Raw genomic sequence first — 18542 nt, 5'->3', positions numbered from 1 at the left:
CGTCGGCGCTAGTGGCAAGGGAAACCGAGCAAATGCCTTGCGTCGTGGAAGAACTCGTGTACGTGCGCGTCACTGCCGAACAGGGACACCGCCCCTTGGTCGATGCCGACGAAGTAGATCGCCAGCAGTGCCAGCACGGTTGTCGCGGCCAGCCAAAGCGCCGCGCTCGCCGCCGACAGATCAACCGCGCCATCCCGGGCAGTCGGTGCATTCGTCACGATCGAACTCCTTCTGGGATTTCCGCGTCCCGCTGGTAGTTGGCGACGGCTACGGGTCTGACTGTAGACAGTGGCGCGACCGTTCTGGAATTTCACCAGATTCCGTAGCTCGTCAGCTGGGCCGGTGGGTACCGGCCTGGCTTATCCCGACGTGCTGGGACCGCCGGCACCGGCCTTCGCCAAGTCTGGCTCCGCCGGTGGCTTGCGGGTGCCGGTGAAGGTGAAGACCGCATCCTCGCCGGCACCTTCGCCGTCCCAGTTGTCCACATCGACCGTCACGACCTGGCCGGGACCGATCTCGTCGAACAGGATCTTCTCCGAGAGCTGGTCCTCGATCTCGCGCTGGATGGTGCGGCGCAACGGCCGGGCACCCAGCACCGGGTCGAAGCCGCGCTTGGCCAGCAGCGACTTGGCCTTGTCGGTCAGCTCGAGAGCCATGTCCTTGCTCTTGAGCTGAGTGGACACCCGGTTGATCATCAGGTCGACCATCCGGATGATCTCGTCGCGAGTCAGCTGGTGGAAGACGATGATGTCGTCGATGCGGTTGAGGAACTCCGGGCGGAAGTGCTTCTTCAGCTCGTCGTTGACCTTCTGCTTCATCCGCTCGTAGTTGTTGTCGCCGCCGGTCTGGCTGAACCCGAGGCCGACGGGCTTGGAGATGTCGGATGTCCCCAGGTTCGACGTGAAGATCAGGACGGTGTTCTTGAAGTCCACCGTGCGACCCTGACCGTCGGTGAGCCGACCGTCCTCGAGAACCTGCAGCAGGCTGTTGTAGATCTCCTGGTGCGCCTTCTCGATCTCGTCGAACAGCACCACGCTGAACGGCTTGCGGCGAACCTTCTCGGTGAGCTGGCCGCCCTCTTCGTAACCGACGTATCCGGGTGGGGCACCGAAGAGCCGAGACGCGGTGAACCGGTCGTGGAACTCACCCATGTCGATCTGAATGAGCGCGTCGTCGTCACCGAAGAGGAAGTTGGCCAGCGCCTTGGACAGCTCGGTCTTACCGACACCGGACGGGCCGGCGAAGATGAACGAGCCCGAGGGACGCTTGGGGTCCTTCAGCCCGGCACGGGTACGGCGGATCGCCTTGGAGACCGCCTTGACGGCGTCCTCCTGGCCGATGATCCGCTTGTGCAGCTCGTCCTCCATGCGCAGCAGCCGGGTGGTCTCGGCCTCGGTGAGCTTGAACACCGGAATACCGGTCCAGTTACCAAGCACCTCGGCGATCTGCTCGTCGTCGACCTCGGCGACCACGTCCAGATCACCGGAACGCCACTGCTTTTCCCGCTCGGCACGCTGCGCGACGAGGGTCTTCTCGCGGTCGCGCAGGCTGGCGGCCTTCTCGAAGTCCTGGGCGTCGATCGCCGATTCCTTCTCCCGGCGCGCCTCGGCGATCTTCTCGTCGAACTCGCGCAGGTCTGGCGGCGCCGTCATGCGACGGATGCGCATGCGGGCCCCGGCCTCGTCGATCAGGTCGATCGCCTTGTCCGGCAGGAACCGGTCGTTGATGTAACGGTCGGCCAGCGTCGCCGCCGCCACCAGGGCCGGGTCGGTGATGGACACGCGGTGGTGCGCCTCGTAGCGGTCGCGCAGACCCTTCAGGATCTCGATCGTGTGCTCCACCGTGGGCTCGCCCACCTGGACCGGCTGGAAGCGGCGCTCCAGTGCGGCGTCCTTCTCGATGTACTTGCGGTACTCGTCGAGCGTGGTGGCGCCGATGGTCTGCAGCTCCCCGCGAGCCAGCTTCGGCTTCAGGATGCTGGCTGCGTCGATGGCACCCTCGGCGGCACCCGCACCGACCAACGTGTGCAGCTCGTCGATGAACAGGATGATGTCGCCGCGCGTGTTGATCTCCTTGAGCACCTTCTTCAAGCGCTCCTCGAAATCACCGCGGTAGCGGGAGCCGGCGACCAGCGAACCCAGGTCCAGGGTGTAGAGCTGCTTGTCCTTGAGCGTCTCGGGCACCTCGCCGTGCACAATGGCCTGCGCCAAGCCCTCGACGACAGCGGTCTTGCCGACGCCCGGCTCGCCGATCAGCACCGGGTTGTTCTTGGTGCGCCGGCTCAGCACCTGCATCACCCGCTCGATTTCCTTCTCGCGGCCGATGACCGGGTCCAGCTTGCCCTCCATCGCGGCCGCGGTCAGGTTGCGGCCGAACTGGTCGAGCACCAGCGACGTCGACGGACTGCCGGACTCGCCCCCGCGGCCGCCGGTACCGGCTTCCGCGGCTTCCTTGCCCTGGTAGCCGGACAGCAACTGGATCACCTGCTGGCGCACCCGGGTCAGCTCAGCGCCCAGCTTGACCAGCACCTGCGCCGCCACGCCCTCACCCTCGCGGATCAGGCCCAGCAGGATGTGCTCGGTGCCGATGTAGTTGTGGCCCAGCTGCAGCGCCTCACGAAGGCTCAGCTCGAGGACCTTCTTGGCACGCGGGGTGAACGGGATGTGCCCGGACGGGGCCTGCTGGCCCTGGCCGATGATCTCCTCGACCTGGCTGCGCACGCCTTCCAGCGAGATGCCCAGCGACTCCAGCGACTTGGCTGCGACGCCTTCACCTTCGTGGATAAGACCCAACAGAATGTGCTCGGTGCCGATGTAGTTGTGGTTGAGCATCCTGGCCTCTTCTTGAGCCAAGACGACCACCCTGCGGGCACGGTCGGTAAATCTCTCGAACATCCGCGGTTACCTGCTCTCCCTCACCATTCGGTACTCCCTCATTGTCGGTACAAGGCCGACAGCGTGCACCTCTAACCACTGTAATGGTCGGCCTGCCAGGGTTCCTAACCTCGCAGTGCGCCGCGGTGCCGGAGCGCAACAGAATAACGAGGAAATACCCCAATGCGTTTCCCGCACCAGCCCTGGATCGCTTCGCCTCAAGCGAAACCGAGAGAAATGGGAAAAAACCGGCGCCCGAGCCGTCCGGCCCGGGCGCCAGTAAGCGATGGCTAGGTTGCCGCGTGGAATGCGTCGATGACGTCGGCCGGGATGCGGCCACGGGTCGACACGTTGTGACCGTTGCGGCGCGCCCATTCCCGGATCGCTGCGCTTTGTTCGCGGTCGATGGCGCCGCGGCCCCGACCCGAACCGGAACGCCCGCGCCGCCTACCGCCGACCCGCCGGCCGGCCGCGACCCATTGCTTCAGGTCGTTCCGCAGTTTTGCCGCATTCTTACTGGAAAGGTCGATCTCATAGGTCACCCCGTCAAGCCCGAATTCGACCGTTTCGTCGGCGGCGCCGGCACCGTCGAAATCATCGACCAAGGTGACGGTCACTTTCTTCGCCATTGGCTTACCCTCGCGTTTCTACCTGCGCAGTTACAGGTCCAGTTTGTTTAGACTCCCCGCTTACTAATCTGCCATAGCAGCGGAAAATCCTCAATCCGAGCGCAACTTGCGCAGTTCAGTTGGCGTGTGGTCTAACAATCGGGAACAAAACAGTCTCCCTAATTGACAGCCCGGTCAAACACATCAACAAGCGGTCGATACCCATTCCCGTTCCGGTGCACGGTGGCATCCCGAACTCGAGAGCGGCGAGAAAATCTTCGTCGAGTTGCATCGCCTCGTCATCACCGGCCGCGGCGGCTCGGGCTTGATCGGCGAACCTATCGCGTTGCACTACCGGGTCGTTTAATTCCGAGTATCCGGTCGCCAACTCCATTCCCCGCACGTAGAGGTCCCACTTCTCGGTGACGCCGCGGATACTGCGGTGTTGGCGCGTCAAAGGCGTTGTCTCGACCGGAAAATCCCTGACGAACGTCGGTGCGGTCAGGCTGTTGCCGACCGTGTGTTCCCACAATTCCTCGACGAGTTTGCCGTGGCCGAAGCCACGGTCCTGAGGAATCTCGACCGAGAGTCGGTCGGCGATCGAGCGCAACCGTTCGACCGTGGTGTCGGGTGTGATCTCTTCGCCCAGTGCGTCCGAGAGGGACGAATACATCTGCAGAGTTGCCCATTCTCCGTCGATGTTGTAGACGCTGCCATCGGGCATCGGCAGTTCTCTGGTACCGATCGCCTCGTCGGCCACCTCTTGAATAAGCTCTCTTGTGACGACCGCCGAATCGTCATAGGTGGCATAGGTCTGATACGTCTCCAACATGGAGAATTCCGGTGAATGCGTGGAATCCGTGCCTTCGTTTCGGAACACCCGATTAAGTTCGAAGACCTTGTCAAAACCTCCGACGATGCAGCGCTTGAGGAACAGTTCCGGCGCGATACGCAGGTAAAGGTCGATGTCCAACGCATTGGAATGCGTGACGAAGGGCCGCGCCGCCGCGCCACCGGCCAGCGTCTGCAGGATCGGCGTTTCGACTTCGAAGAACCCACGCCGTTCCAGTGCATTCCTAATCGCGCGGATAACCGCAATACGCTGCCGGGCGACTTGACGTGCTTGCGGACGAACGATCAAGTCGACATAGCGCTGCCGCACCCTGGCTTCTTCGCTCATCTCCTTATGCGCGACAGGAAGCGGGCGCAGCGACTTGGCGCCCATCTGCCAGGAATCGGCCAGTACGGACAATTCGCCGCGTCGTGAGCTGATCACGGTGCCGTGCACGAAAACGATGTCGCCGAGGTCGACATCCGCTTTCCAGGCGTCCAGTGATTGCTGACCGACCTTGTCGAGGCTGACCATGGCCTGCAGTTGGGTGCCGTCGCCGTCCTGCAGCGTGGCGAAACACAGTTTTCCGGTGTTGCGGGCGAAGACGACCCGGCCGGCCACTCCCACAACATCGTCGGTGGCGGTGTCAACCGGCAGATCAGGGTAGGCGGCGCGGATCTCGGCCAAGGTATGGGTGCGCTGGACGGCCACCGGATAAGGATCGTGGCCTTCGGCCAGCAGACGAGCGCGCTTGTCCCGCCGAATCCGGAACTGCTCGGGAAGGTCCTCGTCAGGGTCTCGATCGGCGGCACTCACGACGTGCCAGCTTAAATGAACTCTTCGGAGCGCTCAGTGGGCGGTCTTGAGCCGACCGCGCTGGGCGTCCCGGTTGCGCTCGAAGACCAGCCGCAGTCCCTGCAGGGTCAGGTGCTGGTCGTAGTGCTCGACGGTGTGCAGTTCGGGGAGCAGCAGTGGTGCGGTGTGCCCGGTGGCGACGACCGCGACGTCGTCGCCGGCAGAGAAGCCCTTCACGTCCTCGCGGATGCGCCCGACCAGACCGTCGACCAATCCGGCGAAACCGAACACCGCACCCGACTGCATGCACTCCACCGTGTTCTTGCCCACCACCGACCGGGGCCGGGCCAGTTCGACTCGACGCAGCGCCGCCGAGCGCGCCGCGGCGGCGTCGGAGGACACCTGCACACCGGGCGCGATGGCGCCGCCGAGGAATTCTCCCTTGGCCGAGACCACGTCGACACAGATCGACGATCCGAAGTCCACGACGATAGCCGCCTTGCCGAATTTATTGAACGCCGCCAGGCAGTTCACAATTCGGTCGGCGCCGACCTCTTTCGGGTTGTCGACCAGCAGTGGGATTCCGGTGCGCACGCCGGGCTCTATCAACACGTGCGGCACCGACGGCCAGTACTGATCCAGCATGATCCGCACCTCATGCAGCACCGAGGGCACCGTGGACAGCGCCGCGGTGCCGGTCAACCGTTCGGCATCGTCTCCGATCAGGCCGTCGATGGTGAGGGCAAGCTCGTCCGCAGTGACCTCGGACTCGGTGCGTATCCGCCACTGCTGCACCACTTTTGCGTGTTCTTTGCCCCCCGAGAGCAAACCGACGACGGTGTGGGTGTTGCGGACGTCGATCGCCAGCAGCACGGCTACCGCACGCCGATGCGCGGGTCGAGCAGTTCATCGACGCCGTCGGGTACGTAAGCGGGGTCGCTGCCGAGGTCGATCTGCTTGTTCTGGGCGTCGACGAACACGATCCGCGGCTGGTAGGCCCGCGCTTCGGCGTCCTCCATGGTCCCGTAGGCGATCAGGATCACCAGGTCGCCCGGATGCACCAGATGCGCTGCGGCTCCGTTGATTCCGATCACTCCGCTGCCGCGTTCACCGGTGATCGCGTAGGTGACCAGCCGGGCCCCGTTGTCGATGTCGACGATGGTGACCTGTTCACCTTCGAGCAGGTCGGCGGCGTCCATCAGGTCGGCGTCGATGGTCACCGACCCGACGTAGTGCAGGTCGGCCTGGGTGACGGTGGCGCGGTGAATCTTCGACTTCAGCATCGTCCGTAACATCAGTTCCTCCATTGGTTTTGGTTGTACTCGTCCAGCCCGGAGGTGCCGGCGAGGTTACCGATTTGGATAGCGACGTTGTCCAGAAGTCTGGTGCTGCCCAGCCGGGCGGCGATCAACAGCCGGCCGGATCCGTTGCGCGGCACGGGACCCAGCTCGGTGTCGCGCAGCTGCAGGTAGTCGACCGCCAGTCCGGGCGTGGCATCGAGCACCGCGCGGGCCGCGTCCAGGGCTGCCTGTCCGCCGTGCCCGGCGGCGTGCGCACCGGCGGTCAGCGCCGCCGAGAGCGCCACGGCCAGTTCCCGCTGCTGCGGATCCAGATAGCGGTTGCGCGACGACAAGGCCAACCCGTCGGCTTCCCGCACGGTCGGCACACCGAACACTTGGACATCAATGTTGAGGTCGGTGACCATCTGCCGGATCAGGACCAGTTGCTGGTAGTCCTTCTCGCCGAAGAAGGCGCGATCCGGGCGCACGATCTGCAGCAGCTTCAGCACCACGGTCAGCATCCCCGCGAAATGCGTTGGGCGGGCCGCGCCTTCGAGCTCGGCGGCCAGCGGACCGGGCTGCACCGTGGTGCGCATGCCGTCGGGGTACATCGCCGCGGCGCTGGGTGCGAACACGATGTCCACGCCCTCCTCACGCAGCAGCGCGAGGTCGTCGTCCAGGGTGCGTGGATAGGCGTCGAGATCCTCACCGGCCCCGAACTGCAGCGGGTTGACGAAGATCGATACCACGACCACCGAGCCCGGCACCCGTTTGGCGGCGCGAACCAGCGAAAGGTGTCCAGCGTGCAGCGCACCCATGGTCGGCACCAGCATCACCCGCCGGCCGGTGTGACGCAGTGCACGGGTGACGTCGCTCACTTCCCGGGGCACCGAGTACAGGTTGAGTTCGCCCGGGTTGAATTTGCGCGGCGGTCCGAGTTTCACCGAGCCAGCACCTCGAGCACTTCTTCGGGGGCGTGGGCGCGCCGCGCGGTCCGCAGCGCGTTCACCCGATACGCCTGCGCCAGTTGCGGGTCGGCGTCCTGCAGGGCGCGCAGATGGCCGGCGACGGCCTCGGCGTCCCCGCGGGCTACCGGACCGGTCAGCGCGGCCTGACCGCGTTGCAGCGTGTTCTCCAGGGCCGCCCGGGCCAGCGGGCCCACGATGCGTTCGGCGAGCCCGCCCGGCTGGTTGTCGATGCGTTGCTGCCCGAGTAGTTCGTCACCGCGCAGCGCCGCCCGCAGGGCCTCGAGGGCGTCGGCCAGCACCGTGACCAGGTGGTTGGAAGCGTGGGCCAGCGCGGCGTGGTAGAGGATGCGGGCGTCCTCGCGCACGTAGAACGGCTCGCCGCCCATTTCCAGCACCAGCGACTGGCCGATGGCATAGCCGATGTCGTCAGAAGCGGTAACCCCGAAGCAGGTGTCGGGCAACCGCGCGATGTCCTCGTCCGCGCCGGTGAACGTCATCGCGGGGTGGATCGCCAGCGCAATGCAGCCCTGCTCGGTCAGCGGAGCCAGTACGGAGATGCCGTTGGCGCCGGAGGTGTGGACCACGATCGTGCCCGGACGCACCGCGGAGGTGGCGGCCAACCCGGCCACCAGGCCGGCCAATTCGCTGTCGGGAACCGCCAACAGCAGCAGTTCCGCGCCGGCGGCCACGTCCGGCGGCGGCAGTACCGAGGTGTCGGGCAGACGGCGCTGCGCCCGCTGCCGGGACTCGTGGGAGATGGCACTGCATGCCACGACGACGTGGTCGGCGCGCTCCAGCGCGACTCCGAGCGCGGTACCCACTCGACCGGCGGAGACGATCCCCACCTTGAGTCTGGCCGGGCGTAAACCGTCGAACTGCCCCATCGCAGACGACCTCACAGATTTCTACGTTGCGTTCCAGTCCCGATTGTCGGGTACCGGACGGTCACTATGACTGTAGTCGATTCGGCGGCGGGGACCCAGTTCACTCGTCCCGGCGGCGACGTCGGCCGCCTCCGCTCGGCTGAACCTGCAGCCGAGCCAGCAGGTCGGCGACGGTCTGGCCGCCACTCGGCGGTTCGTTCTCGTCGGCTTGCTGCTGCAGCTCCTCGGCACTGCGGTGCCGGGGTGCGGGCGCCGGTGGCGGGGCCAGTCGGGGAGGCAGCGCGGGCTCGTCCGGTACCGCCTCGGGGTCGCGGGCGAGGCTGTTCACCCCGTGCTCGCGGTACTCCGTCGAGTGCCGCGAGCGGGAGCGGCGACCGCCGCCGTACTGGACCGCGAAGTCGCTGAGGGTCTCGCCGCTCTCGCTGGTGTCGTCGGCCTCGGCATCCCGGTAGCGCCTCCTGCGGCCCTGGGTCTGGCTGGGCGGCTGGGGCGGTGGGGGCGGTTCGGGCTGCCAGTGGCTGCCCGCTGTTCCCGGCGGCAACCACTGCCCGGCGGCGGTGACCGGCTGCCACTCGGTCGGCCGCGGCTCGGGCTGTGGGTCCGGCGCGGGCGGTGGCTGTGGCTGAAACTGCGGCTGCGGCGGGGGCGGGGGCGGGGGCGGCGCGGGCCGGTGGCGCGGTTCGGGCTGCATCGGTGGCGCGTACTCCTGTACGGGCGCCGGCTGCCGCGGCGGCACCAGCGGTTCCTCCGGGACGTCGATGATCGCGACCTCGTCGGTCCGGGTGAGCGGATCTTCGTCGCGGCGGACCGCCGTGACCCGATCGCTGGGCACCCAGTCGGCGGGCGGGACCTCGCCGTTCTGCGCGCCGTTGCGACCGCGGTCCGTCAACGCCCGTGCGGCGTCCCCGCCCAGCGTCTCGAGCGCTGGGCGCTGTTCCAGATCGGTGTCGAACAGGATCTCGAGGTTGGTTCGCAATGCGGACAGTTCCGCGCGCAGTGCGGCGATCTCGTCGGCGGCCTGCGCGCGCAGCTCGGCGGCCAGTTCGCGGCGCAGTTGCGACTCGACGGTCAGCTCGTATTCACGGCGGGCCGAGATCTCCCGATCCAGCTGCAGGTCGTAGACCAGCTTCATGTCGCGCGCCCGCGCCTGATCCGCCTCGGCCTGGCGGCGGTACAGCACCGACACGAAGGCGCCGGCGACGGCGGCCCACAGCGCCAGGATCACAGCGAGCTTGAGGAGTTCCACCCGATCGGTGAAAACCAGCGCGGAACTGGCCCCGATTGCCAGGACCAGCAACGTCGTCAAGAGCACCCAACCCGGCCTGCGGCCGCCGCGCCGTACCCGGGCGCCGCGGGACAGAACGGTCATGGCCCCTGACTGTACCGGGCGAGGTCAGTTGGCGTGTCGCGGCTGCGCGGCGATTCTCGCGCCGAGTTGCCGAGCGGCTAGGTCTCCGCTCCTTCACCCTGCTCGCCCGGTTCCTGGGGCGGCGACTTGCAGCAATGCTGCAGCCACAGCGCGGCCACCAACAGGGCCAACGCACTGACGGCAGCCACCACCGCCCCGCCGGTGTCCTCCGCGGCCGCACGCATCCAGGACCGCCGCGGCAGGAAATACACCAGCACGCCCAGCCACCACCCCAGCATCACCGCGCCCACCCAGGCCGACGCCTTGGCGACCATCAGGCTGCGGGCCACCGCAAGCGGATGTAGCCAGCCGGGGGCGTCACCGATTTCGCCATCGTTGATCTTGGCTCGCACGTTGCGGGCCCACAGGCCCTCGGCGACGGCGACCAGCAGCAGCGATACCCCACTCCACACGGTGATCGGCGGGAAGTACCGGTACAGCACCGTGATCAACAGGTAGCCCAGCACGGCGGCAGCGAAGACCACCGCGGTCAGATCGCGTTTGCGGGTGGGGCCCATCAGGTGTCCAGGGTCCACGTCGTCGGGCGTACCCCGGCGCGCTCGTCGGGGTCGAGTTCGGCCAGGAGCTCTCGCACCGGCCTGCTCAGTTCGGCGGCCGGGTCGGCGTCCAGCCACGGCACCAGGACGAATGCCCGCACCTGCGCGCGCGGATGCGGCAACGTCAGGTCGGGCTCATCCAGCGTGATCTCGTGGTGCGCGTCGAAGCAGGCGATCAGGTCCACATCCAGGGTGCGCGGCCCCCAGCGCACCTCCCGTACGCGGCCCGCGGCACGTTCCAACTCCTGCGCCAGGCGCAGCCACGCACGGGCGTCGCGCGCCGGATCCTCGGCAATCACCACGGCATTGAGGAACGGGTCCTGCTCGACCCCGCCCCACGGGTTGGTCTCATACACCGACGACACCGCGGTCACCGTGTCACCCAGGCCGTCTACCGCCGACTGCAGCCGGGCCATCCGGTCGCCCAAGTTGGAGCCGATGGACAGCACGATGCGGGTCATGAGCGCCGCTCCGCGCGGGTCATACCGCCCCGCTCGCCGGGATCACCGAGCCCCGACCACCCCGCCGGGACCGGCGCGTCACCACCGCCACGTCGTCGAACCCGTGCGGGATGGGCGCCTGCGGCTTGTGCACCGTCACCTCGACGGCGTGTAGTCGCTCGTCCTTGATCACCTCGTCGGCGATGTTCGCCCCGACGGTTTCGATCAGGTTGCGCGGCGTTCCGCCGACGATGTCGACGGCCAACTGGGCCAGTTCCGCATAGTTGTAGGTGTCGGACAGGTCGTCGCTGGCGGCCGCGGCCGCGAGGTCCATCCACACCGTGATGTCGACGACGAAGTCCTGCCCGTCCCGCCGCTCATGTTCGAACACCCCGTGCCGGCCACGGACTGTCAAGCCCCGCAACTCAATTCGATCAGCCATCGCGCCCGTCCCCTTCCCCGCCCTGCCAAGCCGCCACGACCTTGCGGGCGTCGACCGAAGCACGCACGTCGTGCACCCGAACACCCCAGGCGCCATGCAGCGCCGCCAGGGCCGAAATCACCGCCGTCGCGGTTTCCCGGCCGTCGGCCGCTCGCGGCGCACCGTCCGGTCCGGCTAGCAACGCGCCCAGGAACCGTTTGCGCGAGGCCCCGATCAACACCGGGAACCCAGTGGCCACCAACTCTGGCAGGGCGCGCAGCAACGCCCAATTATGTTGGCCCGTCTTGGCGAATCCCAGCCCGGGATCAATCAACACCTTGTCGCTGTCGACGCCCGCGGCCACCGCGTCCTCCACGCTGGCGAGCAGGTCGGCGCGAACGTCGGCGACCACATCCCGGTAAGCCGGTACCCGGTGCGGGTTGTCGGCCGAGACCGGACGCCAGTGCATCAGCACCCACGGAACTCGTGCCTCGGCCAGTAGCGGCGCCATCGCCGGGTCAGCCCGACCACCCGAGACGTCATTCACCAGCTGGGCGCCGTTCTCCAGCGCCACGCGCGCAACCTGCGCGTGCATGGTATCGATACTGACGGTGATATGTTGCGCCGCAAGGGCTTTGATGACCGGGACGACGCGGGCCGCTTCGACATCGGGCGCCACTCTGGCGGCTCCGGGTCGCGTCGATTCCCCGCCGACGTCGACGATGTCGGCGCCTTCGGCGGCCAACGCCAGGCCGTGCCGGACCGCGTCGTCGGCATCGAGGTAGCGGCCGCCGTCAGAGAATGAGTCGTCCGTGACGTTGAGCACCCCCATAACCTGCACGGGCGCCAAACTCACTTACGCAGAATGAGATCGAGCGCTTCGGCTCGGGAGGCGGCGTCGGTCTTGAACTGACCGCGCACCGCCGAGGTCGTCGTGACAGCGCCCGGCTTGCGGACCCCGCGCATCGCCATGCACAGGTGCTCGGCTTCCACCACCACGATCACCCCAAGCGGGTCCAGCCGCTGCACCATCGCATCGGCAATCTGGCTGGTCAGGCGCTCTTGGACCTGCGGGCGCTTGGCGAAAAGATCAACCAGGCGAGCGATTTTCGACAACCCGGTCACCCGGCCGTCCGCGCCCGGAATGTAGCCCACATGCGCCACCCCGTGAAACGACACCAGATGGTGTTCGCAGGTGGAATACAACGGGATCTCTTTGACGATCACCAGTTCGTTGTGGTCCTCGTCGAACATGGTGTTCAGCACCGAGGCTGGATCGGTATAGAGCCCGGCGAAAACCTCCTTGTAGGCGCGGGCCACCCTGGCCGGCGTCTCGCGCAGGCCCTCCCGGTCGGGGTCTTCTCCAAGCGCGATCAGCAGTTCACGGACGGCGGCCTCAGCGCGTTCCTGGTCGAACACGTGCACCCGGGTACCCCTGGCATCCAGTTGCGTCATCCGAACCTCCCGCCGCGCTGATCGGACGGCTCGTCGGATTCTTGGTCCTCGGTATCCGGGGCGGGACGGCTCGGCGTTTGGTTCGACGGCCGCGGCGGCCAGCCCGGCGCGTGCCAGTCGGCCGGGGCGCCGTAGTCGGGCTGGGTGGGTCCATGCGATCCGTTGGCGCCGCGCGAGGCGCTGTCACCATTGCCCTGCGACTCCCCCTTGGCCTCCTCGGCGGCCTTGCTGGCCTGAGCGATAGCCGCCTTGAACGCCGGCTCCGGCACCGGCTGCGGCCACGGCTCGCCCCGCTCGATCGCCAGCTCCCCGGGCGTCTTGATCGGCGGTTTGTCCGACGGGATCCGGCCGCCGAAGTCGTCGAAGATGGTCAGCCTCGGCCGCTTTTCGACATCACCGAAGATCGCTTCCAGCTCGGGCCGGTGCAGCGTCTCCTTCTCCAGCAGCTCGCCGGCCAACGTGTCCAGCACGTCCCGGTATTCGGTGAGAATCTCCCACGCCTCGGTGTGTGCGGCCTCGATGAGCTTGCGGATCTCCTCATCGATTTCGCGGGCGACCTCGTGCGAGTAGTCGGCCTGGTTGCCCATCGTGCGGCCCAGGAACGGGTCACCGTGTTCGGTGCCATACTTCACCGCGCCCAGGCGCGCGCTCATGCCGTATTCGGTGACCATGGCGCGGGCCACCTTGGTCGCCTGCTCGATGTCGGACACCGCTCCCGTGGTGGGCTCGCGGAACACCAGTTCTTCGGCCGCGCGTCCGCCCATCGCGAACACCAGCTGGGCGATCATCTCCGAGCGGGTGCGCAGGCCCTTGTCCTCCTCCGGAACGGCCACGGCGTGCCCGCCGGTGCGACCGCGGGCCAGGATGGTCACCTTGTACACCGGGTCGATGTCGGGCATTGCCCACGCCGCCAGGGTGTGTCCGCCCTCGTGGTAGGCGGTGATCTTCTTCTCTTGCTCGCTGATGATGCGGCCCTTGCGCCGCGGGCCGCCGATGACCCGGTCGACGGCTTCCTCCAGCGCCGGGCCGGTAATCACCGTGCCGTTCTCCCGGGCGGTCAGCAGCGCCGCCTCGTTCACCACGTTGGCGAGGTCGGCGCCGGTCATGCCGACGGTTCGCTTGGCCAGCCCGTCTAGGTCGGCGTCATCGGCGATTGGCTTGCCCTTGGAGTGCACCCGCAGGACGGCCCGGCGACCCGCCAGATCGGGATTCGAGACCGGGATCTGCCGGTCGAACCGGCCCGGCCGCAGCAGCGCCGGGTCCAGGATGTCCGGCCGGTTGGTGGCCGCGATCAGGATGACCCCGGCACGATCACCGAAGCCGTCCATCTCGACCAGCAGCTGGTTCAGCGTCTGTTCGCGCTCGTCGTGGCCGCCACCGAGCCCAGCGCCGCGCTGGCGCCCCACCGCGTCGATCTCGTCGACGAAGATGATGCAGGGGCTGTTTTGTTTTGCCTGTTCGAACAGGTCGCGGACGCGCGAGGCGCCGACGCCGACGAACATCTCGACGAAGTCGGAACCCGAGATGGTGAAGAACGGCACGCCGGCTTCGCCGGCGACGGCGCGGGCGAGCAGAGTCTTGCCGGTACCAGGCGGACCGTAGAGCAGCACGCCCTTGGGGATCTTGGCACCGAGTGCCTGGTACCTGGACGGGTTCTGCAAAAAGTCCTTGATCTCGTAGAGCTCCTCGACCGCCTCGTCGACGCCCGCGACGTCGGCAAAGGTGGTCTTGGGCATGTCTTTGGAGAGCTGTTTGGCTCGGGACTTGCCGAAGCCGAAGCCCATCCGGGCGCCGCCCTGCATGCGGGAGAACATCACGAACAGCCCCACCAGCAACAACAACGGCAGCACATACACCAGCAGTTCGCCGACGATGCTGCCCTCGTTCACGACCGTGGCGACCTTGGCGTTCTTGGCGGTCAGCGCGTTGAACAGGTCGACGCCGTAGCCGGTGGGGTATTTGGTGATGACCTTGTCGGAGTTCTCGGTGTCGTTGTTGCCCTTCTTCAGCGTCAGCCGGAGCTGTTGTTCGCGGTCGTCGATCTGCGCGGACTTGACGTTGTCGCTGGTGATCTGGGCCATCGCCACCGAGGTGTCGACCGGCTTGTACCCGCGGGTGTCGTCGCTGAAATAGAAGAACGACCAGCCGAGCAACACCAGTACGGCGACTGCCGTCATCGTGCGGATCACGTTTTTACGGTTCATCGCTCACGGCCGAGTCGGCCAGGTCCTTCCCAATACGCTCAGCTGGAAATGTCCAGGTTACCGCCCACGGCGATCGCCGGGCTCCAACGGACCAACGATCGAGGGTTCCCGAAACCCCGCCGGCTTCGATTTGCCACAGGGATCACTCGTAATACCGCGCCTCGATCACGTTGCCGTCCGGGTCGGGGAAGTAGTACCCCTGCGGGGCCCAGCCTTGCGCACCGAAGGAATTGTCGAGCCGCGCGCTGGTGTCTATTCCGGCTGCCTGCAGCCGCCGATCCAATTCGTCATACTCCGACTTCGACATTGAGATACAGACGTGGTTGACGCGATGGCCCGCGCTTCCCGCTACCTTCGTCATCGATTCGGTGACGGGCGCGCCTTCGGCCGCCATCAGATCGATGATCGAGTCCTCGCTCACCCGCACGCTGGGGAACGGCGCCGCACCGGCCTCGAACTCGTCGAAACGCACCGGCGCCAGCCCCACCACCCGGGTGTAGAAGTCCATCGCTGCTCGCACGTCTTTCGTCCACAGCACCACATGGTCGAGTCGCATGGCTCACCATCATCCGCGGCAGCCCTGCCGATATCCACTAGCCAAGCCTTCTCAGCCCGCTGCTGTTGTGATTTGGTGTGACGATGGGCTCCTCTACCGAACGGTTAGTTGACACCAACGGGGTGCGGTTGCGGGTGATCGAGGCCGGCGACCGTGGAGCGCCAGTGGTGGTGCTGTGCCACGGGTTTCCGGAGCTGGCCTACTCGTGGCGACGCCAGATCCCGGCGCTGGCCGAGGCCGGTTATCACGTGTTGGCACCGGATCAGCGCGGCTATGGCGGCTCGTCGCGGCCGGAGGCGATCGAGGCCTACGACATCCACCACCTGACGGCCGACATCACCGGCTTGCTCGACGACGTGGGCGTCGAGCGAGCCGCGTGGGTCGGCCACGACTGGGGCGCCATGGTGGTGTGGAACGCGCCACTGCTGCACCCCGACCGGGTCGGCGCGGTAGCCGCCCTGAGCGTGCCACCGGTGCCCCGCGCGAAACGGCCCGTCACCGTGGCTCTGAAGCGGACGTTCGGCGACAACTTCTTTTACATCCTGTATTTCCAGGAGCCCGGTGTCGCCGACGCCGAGCTCAACGGTGATCCCGCCCGCACGATGCGCCGGATGATGGGCAGTCTGGTGCTATCGGTTGACCAGGACGCAGCGCAGCGCATGTTCGCGCCAGGGCCCGAGGGATTGATCGACCGCCTGCCCGAGCCCGACGGGCTCCCCGACTGGATCACTCAGGACGAACTCGACCGCTACATCAGCGAATTCAGCCGGACGGGATTCACCGGCGGGCTGAATTGGTACCGGAACATGGACCGCAACTGGGAGACCACCGCGGACCTGGACGGCGCCACGATCGACGTACCGTGCCTGTTCATCGGGGGCACGGCCGATCCTGTGTTGACCTTCACCCGCAAAGACCGGGCCGCAGAGGTGGTCAGCGGTCCGTATCGCGAGCTGATGATCGACGGCGCCGGCCACTGGTTGCAGCAGGAGCGGCCCGACGAAGTGAACGCTGCATTGTTGGAATTCCTTGAAGGAGTGGAATGGTGAATGCACCAATGCGATTCGGCGTTTTCATCACGCCGTTTCACCCCACCGGCCAATCCCCAACGGTGGCGCTGGAATATGACATGGAGCGTGTCGTCGCACTGGACCGCTTGGGTTACGACGAGGCGTGGTTCGGTGAACACCACTCCGGCGGTTACGAATTGATCGCCTGCCCGGAGGTATTCATCGCGGCCGCCGCGGAGCGGACCAAGCACATCCGGCTGGGCACCGGCGTGGTCTCGCTGCCCTATCACCACCCGCTGATGGTCGCCGACCGCTGGGTGCTGCTGGATCACCTCACCCGGGGACGCGTGATGTTCGGCACGGGCCCCGGGGCGCTGCCGTCGGACGCCTACATGATGGGCATCGATCCCGTCGACCAGCGACGCATGATGCAGGAATCCCTCGAGGCGATCCTGGCGCTGTTCCGCGCCGCGCCCGAGGAACGCATCGACCGCCACACCGAGTGGTTCACCCTGCGCGACGCACAGTTGCACATCCGTCCCTACACCTGGCCGTACCCGGAGATATCCACGGCCGCAATGATTTCACCGTCGGGACCTCGGCTGGCCGGGGCGCTGGGCACCTCGCTGCTGTCGCTGTCTATGTCGGTGCCCGGCGGTTACGCCGCGCTGGAGAACACCTGGGAGGTGGTGCGCGAACAGGCCGCCAAAGCGGGGCGGGCCGAACCCGACCGCACCGACTGGCGGGTGTTGAGCATCATGCACATCGCCGAAACCCGCGACCAGGCGATCGAGGACTGCACGTACGGGCTGATGGACTTCGCCAAGTACTTCGGAGCCGCCGGATTCGTGCCGCTGGCCAACACGGTGGAAGGCGCGCAGTCACCCCGGGAGTTCGTCGAAGACTATGCGGCCAAGGGGAACTGCTGTATCGGAACGCCGGAGGACGCGATCGCCCACATCGAGGATCTACTGGAGCGCTCGGGCGGCTTCGGCACATTGCTGCTGCTGGGCCACGACTGGGCCTCGCCACAGGCGACCTTCCACTCCTACGACCTGTTCGCCCGCAAAGTGATTCCCTACTTCAAAGGTCAACTCGAAGCGCCCCGCGCCTCGCACGAATGGGCCAAGGACAAGCGCGAAGAGCTGATCGGACGCGCCGGTCAGGCAGTGGTGCAGGCCATCACCCAGCATGTCGCCGAGCACGACGGCGCCGAAAACTGATGCGCGCGGCGGTATTGCGTGGCGGGCGGATGGTTTACCGCGACGATGTGCCGGAACCCGTACCGGGGCCGGGACAGGTCCTGGTCGCGGTCCGCGCGTGCGGGATCTGCGGCTCCGACCTGCATTTCGCCGCTCACGGCGCAAAGGTGGTAGCGCTGAGCAACGAGTTGGCCCGCGGTCGCGGTGGCATGGATCTCGACTTGGAGCGAGACGTCTTCATGGGCCATGAGTTCAGCGCCGAAGTGCTCGAGGCTGGACCCGACACCGAGACCCATCCGCCCGGGACCCTGGTCACTTCGCTGCCGATCCTGCTCTCGGACAAGGGCGTTCAGCCGATCGTCTTCAGCAACACCGCGCTGGGCGGCTACGCCGAGCGGATGCTGCTCTCCGCCCCGCTTCTACTGCCCATCCCGGACGGAGTCGATGTCAGGCACGCCGCCCTGGCCGAACCGATGGCAGTGGGGTTGCACGCGGTCAACAAGTCAGGAATCCGGGCCGACGAGCCAGCCTTAGTGATCGGCTGTGGACCCATCGGAATCGCCATCATCGCCGCACTGCGTGTCCGGGGCGTCGAAACCTTTGTGGCATCAGACTTCTCACCGAAGCGGCGGGAGCTGGCGGCGACGATGGGTGCGCACCAGACGGTGGACCCCGCTCAGAACTCGCCATTTGACTCCGTGAAGGCCCGCGTGGTGTTCGAGGCGGTGGGCGTTCCCGGCATCATCGACGACGTGATGCGGCGTGCCCGCAACGGAACCCGGCTGGTCGTCGCGGGGGTATGCATGGAGCCGGACCCGATTCACCCGTTCTTCGGCACCGCCAAGGAAATCAATTTGCAGTTCGTCAATGCCTACACACCCGAGGAGTTCGGGGACGCGTTGCGGGCGATCGCCGAGGGCGACATCGACGTCGGCCCGTTGATCACCGGCGAAGTGGGCCTGGATCAGGTCGGGACGGCTTTTGATGATTTAGCGGATCCGGAGCGGCACTGCAAGATCCTGGTGACGCCATAGCCGGCGTCCTGAGAG

Annotated in this window: 19 protein-coding genes; 3 read left to right on the top strand and 16 right to left on the bottom strand. The window is 66.8% G+C overall.

All coding sequences use genetic code 11. From position 1 onward, the window contains the following. Positions 1-8 precede the first annotated feature (8 nt). From BN972_RS23470 to BN972_RS23395, 16 genes are all read right to left on the bottom strand, one after another. Entirely contained in the window at positions 9-218 is a 210-nt protein-coding gene (locus BN972_RS23470; RefSeq protein ID WP_036363115.1) for a CbtB domain-containing protein, read from the bottom strand. Positions 219-359: 141 nt separating this feature from the next. Beyond that, the gene (gene clpC1, locus BN972_RS23465) at positions 360-2894 is read right to left on the bottom strand and encodes an ATP-dependent protease ATP-binding subunit ClpC (RefSeq protein ID WP_036363112.1); all 2535 of its coding nucleotides are present in this window, start codon (positions 2892-2894) and stop codon (positions 360-362) included. A 269-nt stretch (positions 2895-3163) separates the two neighbouring features. Continuing rightward, positions 3164-3502 (bottom strand): histone-like nucleoid-structuring protein Lsr2, encoded by a 339-nt coding sequence (gene lsr2 / locus BN972_RS23460; protein WP_036363110.1) that lies wholly within the window; start codon positions 3500-3502, stop codon positions 3164-3166. Positions 3503-3617: 115 nt separating this feature from the next. Next, on the bottom strand, positions 3618-5129 hold the full coding sequence (gene lysS / locus BN972_RS23455) for a lysine--tRNA ligase (protein ID WP_036363107.1): 1512 nt from the start codon (positions 5127-5129) through the stop codon (positions 3618-3620). Positions 5130-5162: 33 nt separating this feature from the next. Further along, positions 5163-5981, bottom strand: a complete 819-nt coding sequence (locus tag BN972_RS23450; protein WP_036363103.1) for a type III pantothenate kinase — start codon at positions 5979-5981, stop codon at positions 5163-5165. 2 nt (positions 5982-5983) lie between these two features. Beyond that, positions 5984-6403, bottom strand: coding sequence for an aspartate 1-decarboxylase (gene panD / locus BN972_RS23445; protein WP_036363858.1), 420 nt, complete (start codon positions 6401-6403; stop codon positions 5984-5986). After that, positions 6403-7332: a pantoate--beta-alanine ligase gene (gene panC / locus BN972_RS23440; RefSeq protein WP_036363100.1), complete on the bottom strand. Its 930-nt coding sequence runs from the start codon at positions 7330-7332 to the stop codon at positions 6403-6405. Before panC ends, panD begins: the two co-directional genes overlap by 1 nt. Next, entirely contained in the window at positions 7329-8240 is a 912-nt protein-coding gene (locus BN972_RS23435; protein WP_036363097.1) for a Rossmann-like and DUF2520 domain-containing protein, read from the bottom strand. Before BN972_RS23435 ends, panC begins: the two co-directional genes overlap by 4 nt. A gap of 100 nt (positions 8241-8340) precedes the next feature. Beyond that, on the bottom strand, positions 8341-9609 hold the full coding sequence (locus BN972_RS23430) for a DUF6779 domain-containing protein (protein ID WP_036363093.1): 1269 nt from the start codon (positions 9607-9609) through the stop codon (positions 8341-8343). Positions 9610-9686: 77 nt separating this feature from the next. Next, positions 9687-10166, bottom strand: a complete 480-nt coding sequence (locus BN972_RS23425) for a DUF3180 domain-containing protein (RefSeq protein WP_036363090.1) — start codon at positions 10164-10166, stop codon at positions 9687-9689. Beyond that, positions 10166-10666, bottom strand: a complete 501-nt coding sequence (gene folK, locus BN972_RS23420) for a 2-amino-4-hydroxy-6-hydroxymethyldihydropteridine diphosphokinase (RefSeq protein ID WP_036363089.1) — start codon at positions 10664-10666, stop codon at positions 10166-10168. The genes BN972_RS23425 and folK overlap by 1 nt, the downstream gene beginning before the upstream one ends. A 19-nt stretch (positions 10667-10685) precedes the next feature. Next, positions 10686-11087, bottom strand: a complete 402-nt coding sequence (folB, locus tag BN972_RS23415; RefSeq protein ID WP_036363086.1) for a dihydroneopterin aldolase — start codon at positions 11085-11087, stop codon at positions 10686-10688. Further along, positions 11080-11922: a dihydropteroate synthase gene (gene folP, locus BN972_RS23410; protein ID WP_065138952.1), complete on the bottom strand. Its 843-nt coding sequence runs from the start codon at positions 11920-11922 to the stop codon at positions 11080-11082. The genes folB and folP overlap by 8 nt, the downstream gene beginning before the upstream one ends. Next, positions 11919-12521 (bottom strand): GTP cyclohydrolase I FolE, encoded by a 603-nt coding sequence (folE, locus tag BN972_RS23405; RefSeq protein ID WP_036363080.1) that lies wholly within the window; start codon positions 12519-12521, stop codon positions 11919-11921. Before folE ends, folP begins: the two co-directional genes overlap by 4 nt. Further along, positions 12518-14725: an ATP-dependent zinc metalloprotease FtsH gene (ftsH, locus tag BN972_RS23400; RefSeq protein WP_036363077.1), complete on the bottom strand. Its 2208-nt coding sequence runs from the start codon at positions 14723-14725 to the stop codon at positions 12518-12520. The genes folE and ftsH overlap by 4 nt, the downstream gene beginning before the upstream one ends. 142 nt (positions 14726-14867) lie before the next feature. Beyond that, complete coding sequence (locus BN972_RS23395; protein ID WP_036363074.1) at positions 14868-15281, bottom strand: VOC family protein; 414 nt, start codon at positions 15279-15281, stop codon at positions 14868-14870. An 83-nt stretch (positions 15282-15364) separates the two neighbouring features. On the opposite strand from BN972_RS23395, the gene BN972_RS23390 reads away from it, so the two are divergent. The 3 genes from BN972_RS23390 to BN972_RS23380 are packed head-to-tail and all read left to right on the top strand — an operon-like array spanning position 15365 to position 18527. Further along, the gene (locus BN972_RS23390; protein WP_051545742.1) at positions 15365-16330 is read left to right on the top strand and encodes an alpha/beta fold hydrolase; all 966 of its coding nucleotides are present in this window, start codon (positions 15365-15367) and stop codon (positions 16328-16330) included. Beyond that, positions 16327-17514: an LLM class flavin-dependent oxidoreductase gene (locus BN972_RS23385; protein WP_099051214.1), complete on the top strand. Its 1188-nt coding sequence runs from the start codon at positions 16327-16329 to the stop codon at positions 17512-17514. Before BN972_RS23390 ends, BN972_RS23385 begins: the two co-directional genes overlap by 4 nt. Further along, positions 17514-18527, top strand: coding sequence for a zinc-binding dehydrogenase (locus BN972_RS23380; protein WP_036363068.1), 1014 nt, complete (start codon positions 17514-17516; stop codon positions 18525-18527). Before BN972_RS23385 ends, BN972_RS23380 begins: the two co-directional genes overlap by 1 nt. The last annotated feature ends 15 nt before the right edge of the window (positions 18528-18542 follow it).

The sequence above is a fragment of the Mycobacterium asiaticum DSM 44297 genome (genome assembly GCF_000613245.1).
GTDB lineage: Bacteria > Actinomycetota > Actinomycetes > Mycobacteriales > Mycobacteriaceae > Mycobacterium > Mycobacterium asiaticum.
The sequence above is the reverse complement of the archived record's forward strand: the minus strand, read 5'-3'. Positions and strand labels throughout refer to the sequence as shown.